Annotated in this window: 15 protein-coding genes; 6 read left to right on the forward strand and 9 right to left on the reverse strand. The window is 68.7% G+C overall.

Translation table 11 applies throughout. The features are described 5' to 3' along the window. Positions 1–144: 144 nt before the first annotated feature. Both ACFWWR_RS14690 and ACFWWR_RS14695 read left to right on the forward strand, forming a co-directional pair. Positions 145–738 carry an SDR family NAD(P)-dependent oxidoreductase gene (locus ACFWWR_RS14690; protein ID WP_384303479.1) on the forward strand — a complete coding sequence of 198 codons (594 nt, stop codon included), beginning with the start codon at positions 145–147 and terminating at the stop codon, positions 736–738. A 258-nt stretch (positions 739–996) separates the two neighbouring features. After that, positions 997–1,428, forward strand: coding sequence for a pyridoxamine 5'-phosphate oxidase family protein (locus tag ACFWWR_RS14695; protein ID WP_384303481.1), 432 nt, complete (start codon positions 997–999; stop codon positions 1,426–1,428). A gap of 343 nt (positions 1,429–1,771) precedes the next feature. On the opposite strand, the gene ACFWWR_RS14700 is transcribed toward ACFWWR_RS14695, so the two are convergent. Then, positions 1,772–2,758 (reverse strand): aldo/keto reductase, encoded by a 987-nt coding sequence (locus ACFWWR_RS14700; RefSeq protein WP_384303483.1) that lies wholly within the window; start codon positions 2,756–2,758, stop codon positions 1,772–1,774. Between the two features lie 154 nt (positions 2,759–2,912). Here ACFWWR_RS14700 and ACFWWR_RS14705 point away from each other — a divergent pair, with 154 nt between their 5' ends. Continuing rightward, positions 2,913–4,271: a helix-turn-helix domain-containing protein gene (locus ACFWWR_RS14705; protein ID WP_384303485.1), complete on the forward strand. Its 1,359-nt coding sequence runs from the start codon at positions 2,913–2,915 to the stop codon at positions 4,269–4,271. Between the two features lie 5 nt (positions 4,272–4,276). On the opposite strand, the gene ACFWWR_RS14710 is transcribed toward ACFWWR_RS14705, so the two are convergent. The 5 genes from ACFWWR_RS14710 to ACFWWR_RS14730 all read right to left on the reverse strand — a co-directional run bounded on the left by ACFWWR_RS14710 (position 4,277) and on the right by ACFWWR_RS14730 (position 7,999). Next, positions 4,277–5,236: an amidohydrolase family protein gene (locus ACFWWR_RS14710; protein ID WP_384303487.1), complete on the reverse strand. Its 960-nt coding sequence runs from the start codon at positions 5,234–5,236 to the stop codon at positions 4,277–4,279. A gap of 53 nt (positions 5,237–5,289) precedes the next feature. Beyond that, positions 5,290–6,879, reverse strand: coding sequence for a Na+/H+ antiporter (locus ACFWWR_RS14715; protein WP_383871044.1), 1,590 nt, complete (start codon positions 6,877–6,879; stop codon positions 5,290–5,292). Positions 6,880–6,949: 70 nt separating this feature from the next. After that, a complete protein-coding gene (locus tag ACFWWR_RS14720) occupies positions 6,950–7,354 on the reverse strand; it encodes a cupin domain-containing protein (protein WP_383871041.1) in 405 nt (134 codons plus the stop codon). 108 nt (positions 7,355–7,462) lie between these two features. Next, a complete protein-coding gene (locus ACFWWR_RS14725; RefSeq protein WP_383871038.1) occupies positions 7,463–7,795 on the reverse strand; it encodes a carboxymuconolactone decarboxylase family protein in 333 nt (110 codons plus the stop codon). Positions 7,796–7,825: 30 nt separating this feature from the next. Then, positions 7,826–7,999, reverse strand: coding sequence for a hypothetical protein (locus ACFWWR_RS14730; RefSeq protein WP_383871035.1), 174 nt, complete (start codon positions 7,997–7,999; stop codon positions 7,826–7,828). Between the two features lie 454 nt (positions 8,000–8,453). Here ACFWWR_RS14730 and ACFWWR_RS14735 point away from each other — a divergent pair, with 454 nt between their 5' ends. Continuing rightward, positions 8,454–9,323 (forward strand): helix-turn-helix transcriptional regulator, encoded by an 870-nt coding sequence (locus tag ACFWWR_RS14735; RefSeq protein WP_384303489.1) that lies wholly within the window; start codon positions 8,454–8,456, stop codon positions 9,321–9,323. A gap of 181 nt (positions 9,324–9,504) precedes the next feature. Here ACFWWR_RS14735 and ACFWWR_RS14740 read toward each other — a convergent pair whose 3' ends face one another. Genes ACFWWR_RS14740 through ACFWWR_RS14750 form a run of 3 tightly spaced genes read right to left on the reverse strand, consistent with a single transcriptional unit; the run spans position 9,505 to position 12,766 of the window. Continuing rightward, positions 9,505–10,608, reverse strand: coding sequence for a maleylacetate reductase (locus tag ACFWWR_RS14740; protein ID WP_383871148.1), 1,104 nt, complete (start codon positions 10,606–10,608; stop codon positions 9,505–9,507). A gap of 35 nt (positions 10,609–10,643) precedes the next feature. Then, the gene (locus ACFWWR_RS14745; protein WP_383871145.1) at positions 10,644–11,540 is read right to left on the reverse strand and encodes a dioxygenase; all 897 of its coding nucleotides are present in this window, start codon (positions 11,538–11,540) and stop codon (positions 10,644–10,646) included. 32 nt (positions 11,541–11,572) lie between these two features. Then, positions 11,573–12,766, reverse strand: a complete 1,194-nt coding sequence (locus tag ACFWWR_RS14750) for an FAD-dependent monooxygenase (protein ID WP_383871030.1) — start codon at positions 12,764–12,766, stop codon at positions 11,573–11,575. 172 nt (positions 12,767–12,938) lie between these two features. Here ACFWWR_RS14750 and ACFWWR_RS14755 point away from each other — a divergent pair, with 172 nt between their 5' ends. Both ACFWWR_RS14755 and ACFWWR_RS14760 read left to right on the forward strand, forming a co-directional pair. Then, positions 12,939–13,718 (forward strand): IclR family transcriptional regulator, encoded by a 780-nt coding sequence (locus ACFWWR_RS14755; protein ID WP_384303491.1) that lies wholly within the window; start codon positions 12,939–12,941, stop codon positions 13,716–13,718. Then, complete coding sequence (locus ACFWWR_RS14760; protein WP_383871025.1) at positions 13,685–14,377, forward strand: aldolase/citrate lyase family protein; 693 nt, start codon at positions 13,685–13,687, stop codon at positions 14,375–14,377. Before ACFWWR_RS14755 ends, ACFWWR_RS14760 begins: the two co-directional genes overlap by 34 nt. The last annotated feature ends 66 nt before the right edge of the window (positions 14,378–14,443 follow it).

Raw genomic sequence — 14,443 nt, forward strand, 5'->3', positions numbered from 1 at the left:
TCGGATGACTCGGACCCTTGCTCTGATAACGGGCGCCTCCTCCGGCATCGGCGCCGCGTATGCCCGCCTTCTCGCAGACGATTCGGACTTCGTCCTGGTGGCAAGGTCGGCGGGGAGGGTCTCCACACCCGCGAGGGCATCGCCATGGTCAGGGACCGCTTGAGCGCCGGGGACGTCCGCCTCCTGATCAGCAACGCCGGTGTCGGCGGCTACGCCCCGCTCATCGACGTCGACCCGGCAGAGATCGACGACCTGCTCACCCTCAACGCCGAGGCGCACGTCCAGCTCGTCCGTGCCGCACTCCCCGGCATGCTCGCCGCCGACGACGGCACCATCGTCACCGTCGCCTCACTGCTCGCCTTCAGCGCCGGACAGACAGACCCGCGTCCGCCCCGACGCACCTTGTACACCGCGGCCAAGGCCGCCACCGTGGCCTTCACCCGCACCCTGGGCCACGAACTCGCCGACACCGGGATCCGCACCCAGGTGGTCTGCCCCGGCCCGGTGGCCACCGAGTTCCACCAGGGCGTCGGACAGACCGTCCCCGTCGCCATGTCCGCCGAGGACGTCGCGCGAGACAGCCTCACCGGGCTCCGCCTGGGCGAGGCGATCTGTGTCCCGGGCCTGGAGGACCAGTCCGCGGCACTCGACGCGCTGCTCGCCGCCGAAAACGCGGTGCTGTCCGGCGGCCGCCGTTCGAACCTCGCCTCCCGCTACCAGCAGCCGCTGCCCCAGTGAGCAGACGTCGGGCCGCCAGGACGGGAGCTGATGTACGCAGAGCGACGCCGACCTCCGACTCATGGCAGCGCGAGACCGTCGCGGTCGGTCTGCCGGAAGCGGGTTGTCGGACCCGCTCGCCTGCGGAAACGTCCAGGAGGCCCCTAAAAGGTCTCTCCACCACGTCACCGGTGATCAGCTCGGCCGCGCAGCGACGGCTGGTTGTCGTGCGCACCCGGAGATCGTCGGAACGGGTTCCGGGGGAGCCAGAGTCCATCAATGCAATGGAGATCGGTTATGGGTAAGTTCAGCGCGCAGGAAGTCGGTTTCCTGCAGGAACACCTCCTTGGACGACTGGCCACGTCGGGTAAGTCCGGCAAGCCGCATGTGGTGCCCATCAGGTACCACTTCGATCCCGATCACGAGGTGATCAAGATCGGGGGACGCTCGCTGGAAGGACGCGGCCAGGAGCGGCTGTACGTCCGTCACCTCAGGGGCAACCCGCAGGCGGCATTGGTGGTCGACGACGTGCCGGACGAGCAGGCGTGGCAGCCGCGCGGCATCCTCATCAAGGGACGACGGTCCTGCATACGTCGGGTGGGTGGCGAGGCGCTGGGGCCGGGGTTCGGGCCGAACTGGGTCGAGGTGGCACCCGACTTCGTCACGTCCTGGGGTATTGAGACCCCTGCTTTGCCGGCCCACCGTTCCTGACAAGGGCTGAGCCTGAAACCGTGGGGCCAGGGGGACCTCCAGTCCCGCGAACTCCACCAGGCCCTGCCGCCGCCCGCGCCGATCGGCGCTGGGCAACGCGGTCTTCACGCACAGCACCAGCGCGTGCTCGGGCGGTGCCAGGACAGCCCAGGCAGGCTGCGTGACCGTACGCGGGGGATGACTTCCGGGAGGTGGAAGCCATCCCCCACGACAAGCCCGATCACGGCGACAGGCCCGATCACGGCCTTCACGGTGTGCGGATCGCTACTGGCGGAGATGCCCGCGAACGGGTGCTGACACCGAAACCGGAGTGTCCGACCGCAGGTCGCTTCCGCTCGTCCGGCTACTTGTCGACCAGCGACATGTGGTGCTCGTTGTAGCGGTCTCCCTGCACCCCGACTCGGCCGGCGAGTTCGTTGAGGTCCGCCAGTTCGTCGGTGGAGAGCGGCAGCTGGGTGGCACCGATGTTCTCGTCGATGCGCGTGATGCGCCGGGTTCCGGGAATCGGAACGATCGACGGATGCTGCGCAAGCAGCCAGGCGAGCGCGACCTGCCCGGGTGTGGCGTCCTTGGCCTGCGCGAGCGATGCGATGTGCTCGACGAGAGCCTGGTTGGCCGCTCGATTCTCGGCCGTGAACCGTGGAATGGTTGTCCGGACGTCGTCGGCCACGAACGACGTCGACGCGTCCACCGCCCCCGTCAGGAACCCCTTGCCGAGCGGGCTGAAGGGCACGAATCCGATACCGAGCGCCGCGCACGTCGGCAGGACTTCTGACTCGGGATCCCGGGTCCACAGCGAGTACTCGCTCTGCACTGCCGTGACCGGGTAGACCGAGTGAGCACGGCGGATGGTCTCCGCACTGGCCTCCGACAGCCCGAAGCAGCGGACCTTGCCCTCCTGCACGAGCTCGGCCACCGTGCCGGCGACGTCTTCGATCGGCACCTGTGGATCAACGCGGTGCTGGTAGAACAGGTCGAGCGTCTCGACCCCGAGCCGTTCGAGCGAGGCTGTGGCTACGGCACGGATCTGCTCGGGCCGGCTGTTGAGTCCGACCGACGCACCGTTCTCGATGCGGAATCCGAACTTCGTGGCGATCACCACTTGGTCACGGACCGGAGCGAGAGCCTCTCCGACCAGCTTCTCGTTGACGTAGGGGCCGTATACCTCCGCGGTGTCGAAGAACGTGACCCCGCGGTCGACGGCGCCACGGAGCACGGCGATCATGTCGCTTCGATCACCGGGGTTCGGGCCGTAACTCTGGGACATTCCCATTGCGCCGAGGCCGATGGCGGAGACCCGCAGGTCCTTCCCTAGTGCTCGGGTGTGCATCTTCTCTCCATCCGGTGTCGTTCTTCGTGCTCGATAGTGGATCGAGCGTTCAGTCGACCCTCGACGCTTGGCCGGCCGGAACGGTGACCGGACAAGTCCGAGGATCGGCGGCACACTCGATGCTCACGGCCTTCTACTTGAGCGAAGTGGTTGGATGCCGATCCGGGCCGCCGTCATGAACGGCGGCGCCCTCGCCCTGCCATTCCGCTTCGCTTCCGGGAGCGTTGAAGTACGTCAATGGGCGACGCTGCCGCTGTTCAAGGGGAGCGGGAACACCGACCACGAAGTCGGCCCCAAGGCTGCTGATTCCGATGTCGAGCCGTCTGATCCCGAGCGCCTGGTCGCCATCGGCGGTCAGGGTGTCCATGGCCTTGGGAACGGCGTCCTCGTCGACGTCGGCGAGAGTGACCGCAGCGCCCACCTCCGCGGCGGCGCGAGCGGTTGCTGGCCCAGGCCCGCGCCGGTGACGAGAGCGTTCGCCAGGGACGGCACCGCGTGGCCGCGGAGTGTGGCCCGAGCCACGGACCGCGGCCGTTGCGTCGATCACCACTACGGCGGCGATCGACGGAGCCTCTCCCGGCGACGACGTCGGCAGCCGCTTGGTTTGATGCGCGGAATCGCGGCAACATGCGAAGCTGTGCGTGTGCAACGGGAGCCGAGCCTGGACCAACTGGGAGCCTTCCTCAAGGCGCGTCGTGCCCAGTTGAGCCCCGGCGGGGTCGGGCTGCCCCACACCGGTGAGCCGCGGCGTGTTCCCGGGCTGCGTCGTGAGGAAGTCGCTCGGCTGGCCGCCATCAGCACCGACTACTACATCCGGCTCGAGCAGGGTCGCGTTCAGGCGTCCGCGGCCGTCCTCGACGCCCTCGCGCAGGTGCTCCGCCTCGACGGCGACGAGCGCGAGTACATCCTGACTCTCGCGGGGAAGTCCTCCTTGCCCCCGGCGAACAAGAGCGCCGGGCAAGAAGTCGACCCGCAGATGCAGTACCTGCTGGACGACCTCACCCTGACGGCGGGTTTCGTCATCGGGCGCAACACAGACCTTCTGGCGTGGAACGCCATGGCCGCCGCTCTGGTGATGGACTTCGGGCGTGTCCCCAGGGAACAGCGCAACTACGTGCGCCTGTTGTTCACCGACCCCGCCATCCGGGTGCTGTACAGGGACTGGGAGCACATGGCGCGACTGGCCGTGTCCCACCTGCGCATGGACAGCAGGCGAAACCCTCACGATCCTCGACTGACGGCGCTTGTCGAAGAGCTTTCCGCGCTGGATCCGCAGTTCCGGCTGTGGTGGACCTCGCACGATGTCGCCGTGCGGGCCGGCGGTACCAGGCTGCTCCGGCATCCCGTGGTGGGCGACCTGTCGTTCCAGCGGTCCACCTTCACTTGCGCGGAGGATCCCGAGCAGCACCTCGTCGTGTGGACCGCCGAACCCGGCAGCCAGACGTGCAGGGCCTTGCGTTCCCTGGCTGCTGGGATCGCAATGGCACAGGGAGGACTGGACGGCGCCGCCTGACGCGTTCACCGTGCTGTCCCCGGGAACAGGCGCTCGGCGTTGGCCGTCGTCAGGGAACGCCACATGGTGCCCCTTACCGGTGACTCGGCCGCGTCGATCGCCGCGATGTGGGCGTCGGCCAGCGGGGGAGGCGTCCAGCAGTAGTCGCTGCCGAACAGCACGTGGTCCGGATCGACGAGCTTCAGCAGGGCGGGAACCTGGCGTGGGAAGGCTGTGCCCGCCATGTCGTAGTACAGGCCCCGCAGTTGCTGCACGGCATCGAGGGAGGGTGATTGCTCCGAAGGCAGGAACAGTTTCATGAACTCGTTGATGCGGTCAGCCAGGACGGGAACCGCGCCACCGCCATGCGGAACGATCACCTGCATGTTGGGATGACGCATCAGGACGCCCGCCATCACCAGGTCCGTGACGGTGCGGGCCGTGTCGAAGATGTACTCGACCATAGGCCGCGGTCTGCCGAGTGCGGACTGTTCCCAGCACACCGGTGAGGTCGGGTGCAGGAAGACCACGGCCCGGCGCCGGTCGAGTTCCGCGAAGACCGGGTCGAGGCGCTGGTCACCCAGGTACACACCGTGCGTGTGTGTCAGCAAGGCCACACCGTCGGCGTCGAGTTCGTCGAAGGCGAATGCGATCTCCTCCAACGAGCCGTCCACGTCCGGCAGGGGAAGCGACACCAAGTTGCCGAAGCGGCCCGGGTGGTCTCGGGTCAGCGCGGCGGCGTACTCGTTGACGCGCCGGGCGAGGAGGCGAGCCGCCCTGTCGTCGCCGAAGTGCACGCCGGGGGAGGACATGGACAGCATCGCGGTCTCGATGCCGTTGCGGTCCATCAGGTCCAGGTGCGCTTCCACGGACCACGACGGCCAGCCGCCCATGCCATCGGGGTGGGCGTGGCCCGCCGCCGTCGCCTGCTGGACGTAGAACTCGGGAAGGAGGTGGGCGTGGACGTCGATGAGGCCGGAGGACATGGCAGGGGATCCCTTTGTCGGGTCTTGTGCGGAGGTCGGGTGTCGGACTCGGCTCACTCCACCTGCTCGCGTCCGGCCAGCCGCACCTCTTCGTTGTCCAGGGTGGCCTGGAGCTGACGCAGCACGGTGTCGTCGATCTCTCGCTCGTCGCGCAGGCGTACGACCGTCGCGCGTTTGTGGGCGATGAGCGCGAGTCGGAGGTCGGTGTAGTGGCGGTTGTGGAGGAGCGCGGGATGATCGTCGTCGGTGCCCGCCCCTCTGGCCCTCACGGTGGCCAGGTGGGCCTCGTACTCCTGGCGCAGCCACTCCATGACCTTCGGGGTGGTACCCAGTTCGGCAGCGAGTCGCGGCAGCGCCGTGATGGCATCCTCGGTCGCTTTTGTCTCGGCGAGGACCTGCTCCTCGTCGACGGACGTGTCGCGCGGCAGCCGGGCCCAGCGCACCACGCCCGGCAGCAGCAGTCCCTGCACCACGAGGGTCACCACGATGACGCCGGAGGTGACGAAGACGATGAAGGCACGGTCGGGGAAGGGCTCACCAGAGTCGAGGGTTTCCGGCACCGAGAGCGCCACGGCGAGCGACACCGCGCCCCGGAAGCCCGCGAACCCGCTGACGGTGCGCGCCCGGTTGCTGATTCTGCGCAGCCGTTGCTCAGGCCGCCGGTCGATCATGCGGATCAGGTAGGCGGAGGAGAACAGGAACGCGAACCGGACGACGATCAACACCACGCTGACCACTCCGACCGCGATCAGGGCGTCTTGGAGGTCGGACCGGTTCAAGTGACGCAACGCGTACTGGAGTTCCACCCCTACCAGGACGAACAGCGCGCCGTTGATGATGAAGGTGAGCAGTGGCCAGAAGGCCAGCGCCTGGCGACGATGCTCGGCGCGGATGAGACTCGGAGCCACCTGGGCCATGATCAGCCCACTGACGACAACGGCGAGGACACCTGAGGCGTGGATCAGCTCGGCGAGCAGATATGCCGTGAACGGCGCAAGGATCATGACGAGATTGCCCAGCAGGGGATCGTCCAGCCGGCGTCGCAGATTCATGTTGACCCAGGCGACCACCACGCCGATGGCGGCCCCGCCGCCGTAGGCCAGGAGGAACAGTGCGCCGACGTGCGGAAGGGTGAGGTGTTCCTCGCCAACGGTGAGACCGACCGCCAAGCCGAAGATGACCAGTGCGGTGCCGTCGTTGACGAGGCTTTCGGCACGCAGCACGGTGACCTGACGGCGCGGCAGAGAGCGGGCCAGGACGCCGACCGCTGTCGCGTCGGTCGGAGCCACGGCCGCGCCCAGCGCCCACGCCGGTCCCCACGGCAGTCCGAGCGAGTGCCCGGCGACCGCGACGGCCCACGCGGTGAGGATCACCAGAACCGTGCTGAGCAGGACGATGCCCCGCAGGTTCGAACGGATCTCCCGCATGGATGTGGTGAGGCTCTCCCAGTACAGCAACACCGGCAGGAAGAGCAGCAGCACTACTTCCGGCGGAAGTTGAGTCTGACGCACGGCTGGGACCAGTCCCAGAAGCGCACCCACGACAAGCAGTACGACGGGCGGGGCAACGCCGAAGCGCTGGGCGAGGACTTGGCCGACCAGCACTGCCACGCCCAACACCACGATGAGTTCGAGACCGAGCATGGCGCCTACTCCTGTGTTGGGCCGGCTGCTGGCGGGAGTCCAGCGGCCCTCGCCGGGAATTGCTGGGGCGTCAGGGGCGGGTACGGGTGCTGACTCGCGGGCCGTGGTACTCGTCACCCGAGACGTGCTCGAGCCAGGTGGTGTCGTCCGTCTCCCACAGAGCCAGGTGACTCATGAACTGCTCGGGCGCGGCGCCGTGCCAGTGCTCCTCATCCGGGGGCGTGTGGATGACGTCGCCGGGATGAGCCTCGATGATGTCGCCGCCACGTGACTGCAAGGCGATGCCCTCGACGATGTAGAGGGTCTGCCCCAGGCCGTGGGAGTGCCAGGCGGTACGGGCGCCAGGAGTGAACCGGACCATGTTGGCCCGCATCCGGGAGGGGTCCTCGCCGCGGTGGATCACGTCGGCGTAGGCGTCGCCGGTGAACCAGTCGGCGGGAAGCTTCATGGTCGGGGGCTGCTTCAGCAGTTCCATGGTGTGTCGTTCCCTCGGGGCGGTGCTGCCGCCGGACGGTGCGGCGGCGGTATGTGCGTGTGGGGGGGGCGAGCCCGCGCTGTGGGGTGCGGGCGGTCAGGAGGGGCCTCACCCGGACTGGTCGGCCTTGTCCACGATCTCCTTGAGCTGGGTCATCGCGGTCATGGCGTTGGGCCATCCGGCATAGAAGGCCAGATGCGTGATGGCCTCGACCAGCTCGTCCTTGGTCACGCCGTTCTCCAGCGCCTTGCCGAGGTGGAAGCTGAGCTGGTCGTTGCGGTACAGGGCTGCGAGAGCGGTGACGGTGACCAGGCTGCGGTCGCGCGGCGACAGACCCGGCCGCTCCCAGATGTCGCCGAACAGGACCGTGTCGGTCACTTCCGCGAGCTTGGGGGCGAATTCCTGGATCGCAGGCGGCGCGAACTTCTTCCGTTCGGGCATGGGTGGTGCTCCTAGCGTGTGTTGAGGGATTCAGGCCGCCCGGCCCTTGGCCGGGGGCCGACCGTGGCGGCGGTGGTGCTGCGCCTCGACGGCACGGCGGTCGCGGCCCGCGCTGCCCGCGACCGTCAGCAGCGGGCACGGAACGCGGCGCTCGACGCCGGCGAAGGAGTCGTACCGGGCGATCTGGCCGACACCGCGCGACACCCATGCGCTCTCGGACCCCGGCTGCCCGCCGCGTGGAGTGCGGTCGATCTGGTGACCTGCTGGACAAGGTGCGGCGTCGGCTCGTCGGCCTTCACGGGCGCGATGTGTTCGAGGAACGCCGGGTTGCGCAGGGCCTCCTCCACACGGAGTTGGCCGACGCGGTTCACCAGGCTGCGGACATCCGTCCGCCCCTTCATTTCTCGCCTCCTCCACCTGCCGCATGGAAATGCCGAATATCGGTGACACTCGGAGAGCAATTACGACCCCGAGGCGGGCAACCCCGCCTGTTCGGGTGAGTGCTCCCCGTGAGCCGGTCCTGATCGCCGACCGCGTCATCGACCCTGCCACCATCGCGCGAACCCGCAAAGGGGAGAATTCCATCCTGGGAATGCCTTATCCAGGGGAGGAATCCTTACCCCCCTCGCGGAGACTGAGCGGTGCGAGACTGGTCGGCATGACCAGCGACGCGCATCTGAACGAGCTGGGAGCATTCCTCAAGGTGCGCAGGGCCGAGTTGAGCCCACGCACCGTCGGCCTGCCCGACACCGGTGGCCCCCGGCGGGTGCCCGGCCTGCGCCGGGAGGAGGTCGCCCTGCTCGCGGGGATCAGCACCGACTGCTACACGCGGTTGGAGCAGGGGCGTGCGGCCGTGCCGACCTTGGTGCTCACCACGCTCGTCCGTGTCCTGCGCCTTGACGATGCCCAGCGTGACCACCTGTTCGCGCTGGCGGCGGGAGATGAGTGTGCGCCGCGCCGCCGGCCGGCGCAGAAGGTCCAGCCGCCACTCAGACGTCTGCTGGACGAACTGACCGCGACGCCCGCGCTCATCCTGGGTCGGCACATGGACATCCTGGCTTGGAACGCTTTGGCAGCCGCTGTGCTCACCGACTTCGCGCGGGTTCCGCAAAAGCAGCGCAACTACGTCCGGCTGCTCTTCACCGACACTGGCTTCCGGGAGCGTTACCTCGACTGGAGGACGATCGGCCGGAGCTGCGTCGCCCAACTGCGCCTGGAGGCCGCCAAGTGCCCTGGCGACCCCGAGTTGACCTCACTCGTCGGCGCGCTGTCGGTGGCCGACGCCGACTTCCGGCAGTGGTGGGCAGGCCGCCAGGTGCCCGGCCTGCGGGTCGGCACGAAGAGGCTGAGCCACCCGGTCGCCGGCGACCTCACTCTTGACTGGGACAGTCTGACCTGCACGGCCGACCCCGCGCAGCAGCTTGTGATCATGACCACTGAGCCCGGGACTCCCTCCCATGACGGACTGCGCTTTCTTGCGTCGTGGACTGCCGCCCCGCACCAGCGGGCACGGGATGCGACAGCTTGACCGCCACGAGTCAGGCGGCTCGCGTCACCGTGTCCCGTTGTCCGTGTACTGCGTGTCGCACCGGTGGCGAGCTGATGGACCATCATGCGGAACACGTTCATGACCGGCGTCGATCGGGACCGGCCGTGGTTCCACGGTCGGGAATCACCTGTGCACGTGCTGTGTCACGGAGCGCCGGGTGTCACGATGGACTGCCGAGCCCGGTTCTGCCGTGTGAACGGTCGTACGTCGTCAGCGGATCCGCGCCCTCCCACGCGGCTCGCAACAGCCGTCGCACACCGTGGGCGGTCACGGGGCGCGGGTTGTCCACCGGGACCACCTGCAGGATCGCGCGCGCCGCGTCATCGATGTCGGACTCGTCGAACCCGTGGTCGCGCAGCGCTGCCGGGGCGTCCACCGTACGCCGCAGGCGCTGCAAGCCTTCGATGGCCGTAGCGGCGCCGAAGGCTTCCGCGATCCGGCGTTCGGCCTCCGGTGCGGCGGATGCGTTGAACGCCAGTACATACGGCAACACGACCGCATGCGTCTGGGCGTGCGGCAGGTCGTAAGTACCACCCAGCACATGACAGATCTTGTGGTGCAGCCCCGAACCCGCCGAGGAGAAAGCCACAGCCGAGAGGTAGGCGCCGTACAGCATCCGCTCGCGGCCCTCGACTCCGGCCGGGGCGGCCACCACCGCCGGGAGTCCGGCCGCCAGCGCGCGAATGCCCTCTCCCGCCAGCGCTCGGTCCACCGGATCCGTGCGCGGAGCCCACATCGAATCCACACAGTGCGCGAGCGCGTTCAATCCCGACGCGACGCTCATCGCCACCGGCAACGACAGGGTCAGTGTCGCGTCGTACACGACCGAGCGCGGTAGCACCCGCGCGTCCACTCCCGTGACTTTGCGGGCCCCCTCGGTCAGCCCCCAGACGCTGGTGGCCTCCGACCCCGCGTACGTCGTGGGAACGGCCACGATCGGGATTCCGCTTGTCAGCGCGATCGCCTTTGCCAGGCCGGTCGTGGAGCCCCCGCCGACGCTGACCACCAGGTCCACCTCGTGAGCGGCTGCGGCGGCGCGTGCCCGCTCGGCCGATTCGACCGGAACGTGCATCACCACCTCGTCATGGCGGAGCACGACCGGCACGCGGGCGGTGACCCGCTCGGCCAGGGCGGTCTCGGACGCCGCCGCGATCACCATCACCCGCGCGCCGCCCAGTCGCTCCACCTCGGCCCGCACCGTCGCCGACGCCTCACCGGGCGCGAAGCACACGCGCTGGGCCAGGGTTTCATGCTCGAAACGCACCACTCACTCCTTGTCGTTCGCGGATGACGGACTCGTCACCTGGGTTGTGGGGAGAGCACGATGTCGAACCGCACGCTTGACCAGCTCTGCCCCGACAGGTCCCGCCCGTCGGGAGTCGGCGTGCCGGCGGGGTGCCGTTCGAACCGTTTGACGAGGGATTCCCTGACACCGAACACCGCGTCGGAGGTGAGGAGGTCGTCGCCCTCGACGAAGATGTGGGTGACGAGGGTGCGCAGGCCGGGTGCGGTGGCCATGAAGTGCAGGTGGGACGCCCGCATGGGCGAGCGTCCGGTCGCTTCGAGCAGAGCCCCGACCGGCCCGTCGTGGGGGATGGGGTACGGCGTGGGAGTGAGGCCCCAGAAGGCGTAGCCACCTTGGTCGTCGGTGAACAGGTGTGCCCGGCCGGCCAGGTGATCATCGTTGTACTGCACGTCGTACAGGCCGTCCTCGTCGGCTTCCCACACCTCGAGTCGCGCTCCGGGGACCGGATTGCCGCCGGTGTCGGTGACGGAGCCCTCGACCCAGCAGGGCTGTCCCGGGGCATCGGCGGCCATGTCACCTCCTATGGGGACCTCGGGAGAGCCGTCGACGAAGAACGGGCCGACGACGGTGGCTTCGGTGGCACCCGCGCCGCCCCCATGGTTGACGTTGATGGTCTGCATGGACGCGCCCAGGACGTCGGACAGCAGCACGAACTCCTGGCGGCGGTCGGTGGTGATGTGACCGGCCGCGGTGAGGAAGTCGATGGCGTGTTGCCATTCGGCTTCGGTCAGGCGGGCCTCACGGATGAAAGCGTGCAGGTGCCGCACCAAGGTCTGCATCAGTTCCTTGAGCCGCGGATCCGGGGTGTCCTGGAACGACGCGAGGACGGTCTGAACCAGCTCCTCCTCAACCTGACCTTGCTGGTGCGGCACAGCGGGAGTGACGGCCATGATGGCATTCCCTTCGTCGTCGGAGTCGGTGTTCACGAGGTGGGTGCCTCCTCGGCGTCGTAGCCGTAGATCCAGGCGTTGCGCACCAGCGGATCGGATTCGGCCAGTGCGGCGTCGCGGGCCCGCTGCTCGGGCCCGTCGGGCAGGTGGTTGATCTCCCTGCGAGCGTGACTGATCTCCTGCAGGCGTGTGGTGCGTTCGAGCCGCGCCGCCTCGTACTGCTTCAGCGCCTGCTCGGGGTCGTTCGCATACGCGGCCAGACAGCGAGCCAGAACCGCGGCGTCCTCGATGGACTGGGCCGCGCCCTGGGCGAAGAAGGGGAACATGGGATGCGCGGCGTCACCGAGCAAGGTGATCCTGCCCCGGCTCCAACGCCGTAGTGGCTCCCGGTCCAGCATCGCCCAGCGCCCCGGCACACCGCCGGCGGTGATCAAATCCGTCACTCGCGGGTCCCAGTCGGCGAACTCGGCGTGGAGTTCCTCGATCGTGGCCGTCGAACTCCATGACTCGTCGGTGTACTCCCCGGCCGGGGTGAAGGCGACGACATTGACGGCCCGCCCACCGGCGACGGGATAGTGCACGAAGTGCCGTCCGGGTCCGAGCCAGAGGGTCTGGGCGCGGCGCAGGGCGAATTCCGGCGCGGCTCGGGCGGGCACGATCGTGCGGAAGGCGCAGATACCGGAGTACGTGGGCGGTGAGGGTTCGGTCACCGCGCCGCGGACGACGGAGTGCACGCCGTCGGCGCCGATGACGATGTCCGCCTCGACATGGCTGCCATCGGCGAAGCGCAGCAGCACGACGTCCTTGCGTGCCTCGACCGCCGTGCAGCGTGCGCCCAGGCGGACCCACTCGCCGGGCACGGCCGCCCTGAGCGAGTCGAGCAGGTCGGCCCGGTGCACGACATAGGTGCGCTCGCCGTAGAGCCGCTCACAGACACCGCTCAGCTTCTCGACCGAGAGCACTCTCCCGTCCGACCAGCGGCGGAACTCCCAGCCCCAGTCCAGCGGTACGGCCCGGCGGAGGAACTGGTCCATGATGCCGAGGCGCCGCAGCAGCCGTACGGCATTGGGAGCCATCACGAGCCCGGCACCGACCTCGGTGAGTGCGGGCGCCTGCTCGTGGACGGTGACCGTCAACCCCGTGCGGCGCAGGAAGGCAGCGGCGGCCAGACCGCCGATGCCACCCCCGACGATGGCTATGCGTGGACCCGAAACGGTGGCTGGCACTTATGGGCTCCTCTGGCTCGGCGATGGCAAATGAACTGGCCACCGCAGATCCTGTCCGGCGTCCTGCACAGACGTGAACGGCGGTGTTCATTGAATGGACACCGTTTTCGATGGCCTCGCTATCCTGAGTCGGCAAGACGAGCGGTACCGCACAGCGAGGAGGCCGTACCGTATGCCCAGGACCAGCGAGCCCGGCAGGACGGTGAGTTCCCGCCTGCTGGAGGTACTGTTCGCGTTCCAGCCCGGGCACACTGCGCTCAGCCTCGCCGACCTGGTCCGCAAGACGGGCATGCCTCACGCCACCGTGCGGAGACTGGCCGTGGAACTCACCGACTTCGGCGCGCTGGATCGTCGGCCGGACGGCAGATTCACGGTGGGACTGCGTCTGTGGCAACTCGGGACCCTGGCCCCGCTCACCGAATCACTGCGCACGCTGGCCCAGCCGTTCCTCGAGGATCTCTACGCCGCACTGCACCAGCACGTGCAACTGGCGGTCCTGGAAGGCCGGGAAGCGGTGATCATCGAGAGACTGTCCGCGCCGGAGGCACCCGAGCTGGTCTCCCAGGTCGGTGGGCGGCTTCCACTGCACTGCACGGGTGTGGGCAAGGTGCTGCTCAGCCACGGCGGTACGGAGCTGATCGAGACCGTGCTGTCGGGCGAGTTCCGGAATTACTCGTCCCGAAGCATCGTGACACCGGAGATGCTGCGCAAGGAGATCGGCGACTGCCGCCGCACCGGGACAGCCACGGTGCGAGGAGAACTGACCGCAGGTGCCGATTCGATGGCCACGCGCATCGTGAACGGTGAAGGCCGTGTCGTAGCGGCCTTGTCCGTGGTCGTGCGCACTGACTCGGTGAAGCACCAGGAAGTGCTTCCGTCGGTGATCGCGAGCGGCCTCGGCATCTCCCGCCTCCTCGGATGGCGCCCTGGCGTCAAGGTCCGCAACAGCTGATTACTTTCTCGTTGTTCAATCAGGCGGTCGCCCCGTACCCCTGCTCGCCCGTGGTGCGTCCTCCGGCCAACGATCTCTTGGTGATCAAGCGGCTCCTGGACATCGGCGCGCAGTCGCTGCTGATTCCGCAGGTCGAGTCGGCCGAAGAAGCGCGTGCCGCCGTCGCCGCCACCCGTTACGCCCCCATCGGCGTCCGTGGCGTGTCGGCGTTGACCAGGGCCAGCCGGTTCGGCCGCGTCAAGGACTACGCCGAACTGGCGCACACCGAGCTCTGCGTGCTCGTCCAGGTCGAATCGCGGCACGCCCTGGCGCAGATCGAGCACATCGCGTCCGTCGACGGCGTGGACGGGATCTTCATCGGCCCCAGCGACCTGGCCGCCAGCCTCGGCCACCCCGGAAACCCGAACGCACCGACCGTCACCGAGGCGGTCGAGGACGCGATCCGCCGCGTGCGCGCGTCCGGCAAACCGGCCGGCGTGCTGACAACCAACCCCACATTCGAGCGACGGTGCATCGATCTCGGTACTACGGTCACCGCCGTCGGCGTCGATGTGGACCTGCTGGCACGCGGCGCCGACGCCCTCGCCCGCTCCTTCACACAACAGGTCGCGGCGACGGGTGCGCCCGCCGCCGCGAGCCAGTCACTGGAGGCCCGATGACGCTGGAGCTGTAGAGCCGCCCGCCGAGGGCCGCGTTCACCGGCTGCTGGTCGCCCCGGCTGTGCC

It is taken from the genome of Streptomyces sp. NPDC058678, assembly GCF_042714835.1.
GTDB lineage: Bacteria > Actinomycetota > Actinomycetes > Streptomycetales > Streptomycetaceae > Streptomyces.

What these genes read in the sequence shown, in the direction of transcription:
- ACFWWR_RS14690 (WP_384303479.1), top strand. Translation starts at nt 145, where the DNA reads ATGGTCAGGGACCGCTTGAGCGCCGGGGACGTCCGCCTCCTGATCAGC.
- ACFWWR_RS14695 (WP_384303481.1), top strand. Translation starts at nt 997, where the DNA reads ATGCAATGGAGATCGGTTATGGGTAAGTTCAGCGCGCAGGAAGTCGGT.
- ACFWWR_RS14700 (WP_384303483.1), bottom strand. Translation starts at nt 2,758, where the DNA reads ATGCACACCCGAGCACTAGGGAAGGACCTGCGGGTCTCCGCCATCGGC.
- ACFWWR_RS14705 (WP_384303485.1), top strand. Translation starts at nt 2,913, where the DNA reads ATGCCGATCCGGGCCGCCGTCATGAACGGCGGCGCCCTCGCCCTGCCA.
- ACFWWR_RS14710 (WP_384303487.1), bottom strand. Translation starts at nt 5,236, where the DNA reads ATGTCCTCCGGCCTCATCGACGTCCACGCCCACCTCCTTCCCGAGTTC.
- ACFWWR_RS14715 (WP_383871044.1), bottom strand. Translation starts at nt 6,879, where the DNA reads ATGCTCGGTCTCGAACTCATCGTGGTGTTGGGCGTGGCAGTGCTGGTC.
- ACFWWR_RS14720 (WP_383871041.1), bottom strand. Translation starts at nt 7,354, where the DNA reads ATGGAACTGCTGAAGCAGCCCCCGACCATGAAGCTTCCCGCCGACTGG.
- ACFWWR_RS14725 (WP_383871038.1), bottom strand. Translation starts at nt 7,795, where the DNA reads ATGCCCGAACGGAAGAAGTTCGCGCCGCCTGCGATCCAGGAATTCGCC.
- ACFWWR_RS14735 (WP_384303489.1), top strand. Translation starts at nt 8,454, where the DNA reads ATGACCAGCGACGCGCATCTGAACGAGCTGGGAGCATTCCTCAAGGTG.
- ACFWWR_RS14745 (WP_383871145.1), bottom strand. Translation starts at nt 11,540, where the DNA reads ATGGCCGTCACTCCCGCTGTGCCGCACCAGCAAGGTCAGGTTGAGGAG.
- ACFWWR_RS14755 (WP_384303491.1), top strand. Translation starts at nt 12,939, where the DNA reads ATGCCCAGGACCAGCGAGCCCGGCAGGACGGTGAGTTCCCGCCTGCTG.
- ACFWWR_RS14760 (WP_383871025.1), top strand. Translation starts at nt 13,685, where the DNA reads ATGGCGCCCTGGCGTCAAGGTCCGCAACAGCTGATTACTTTCTCGTTG.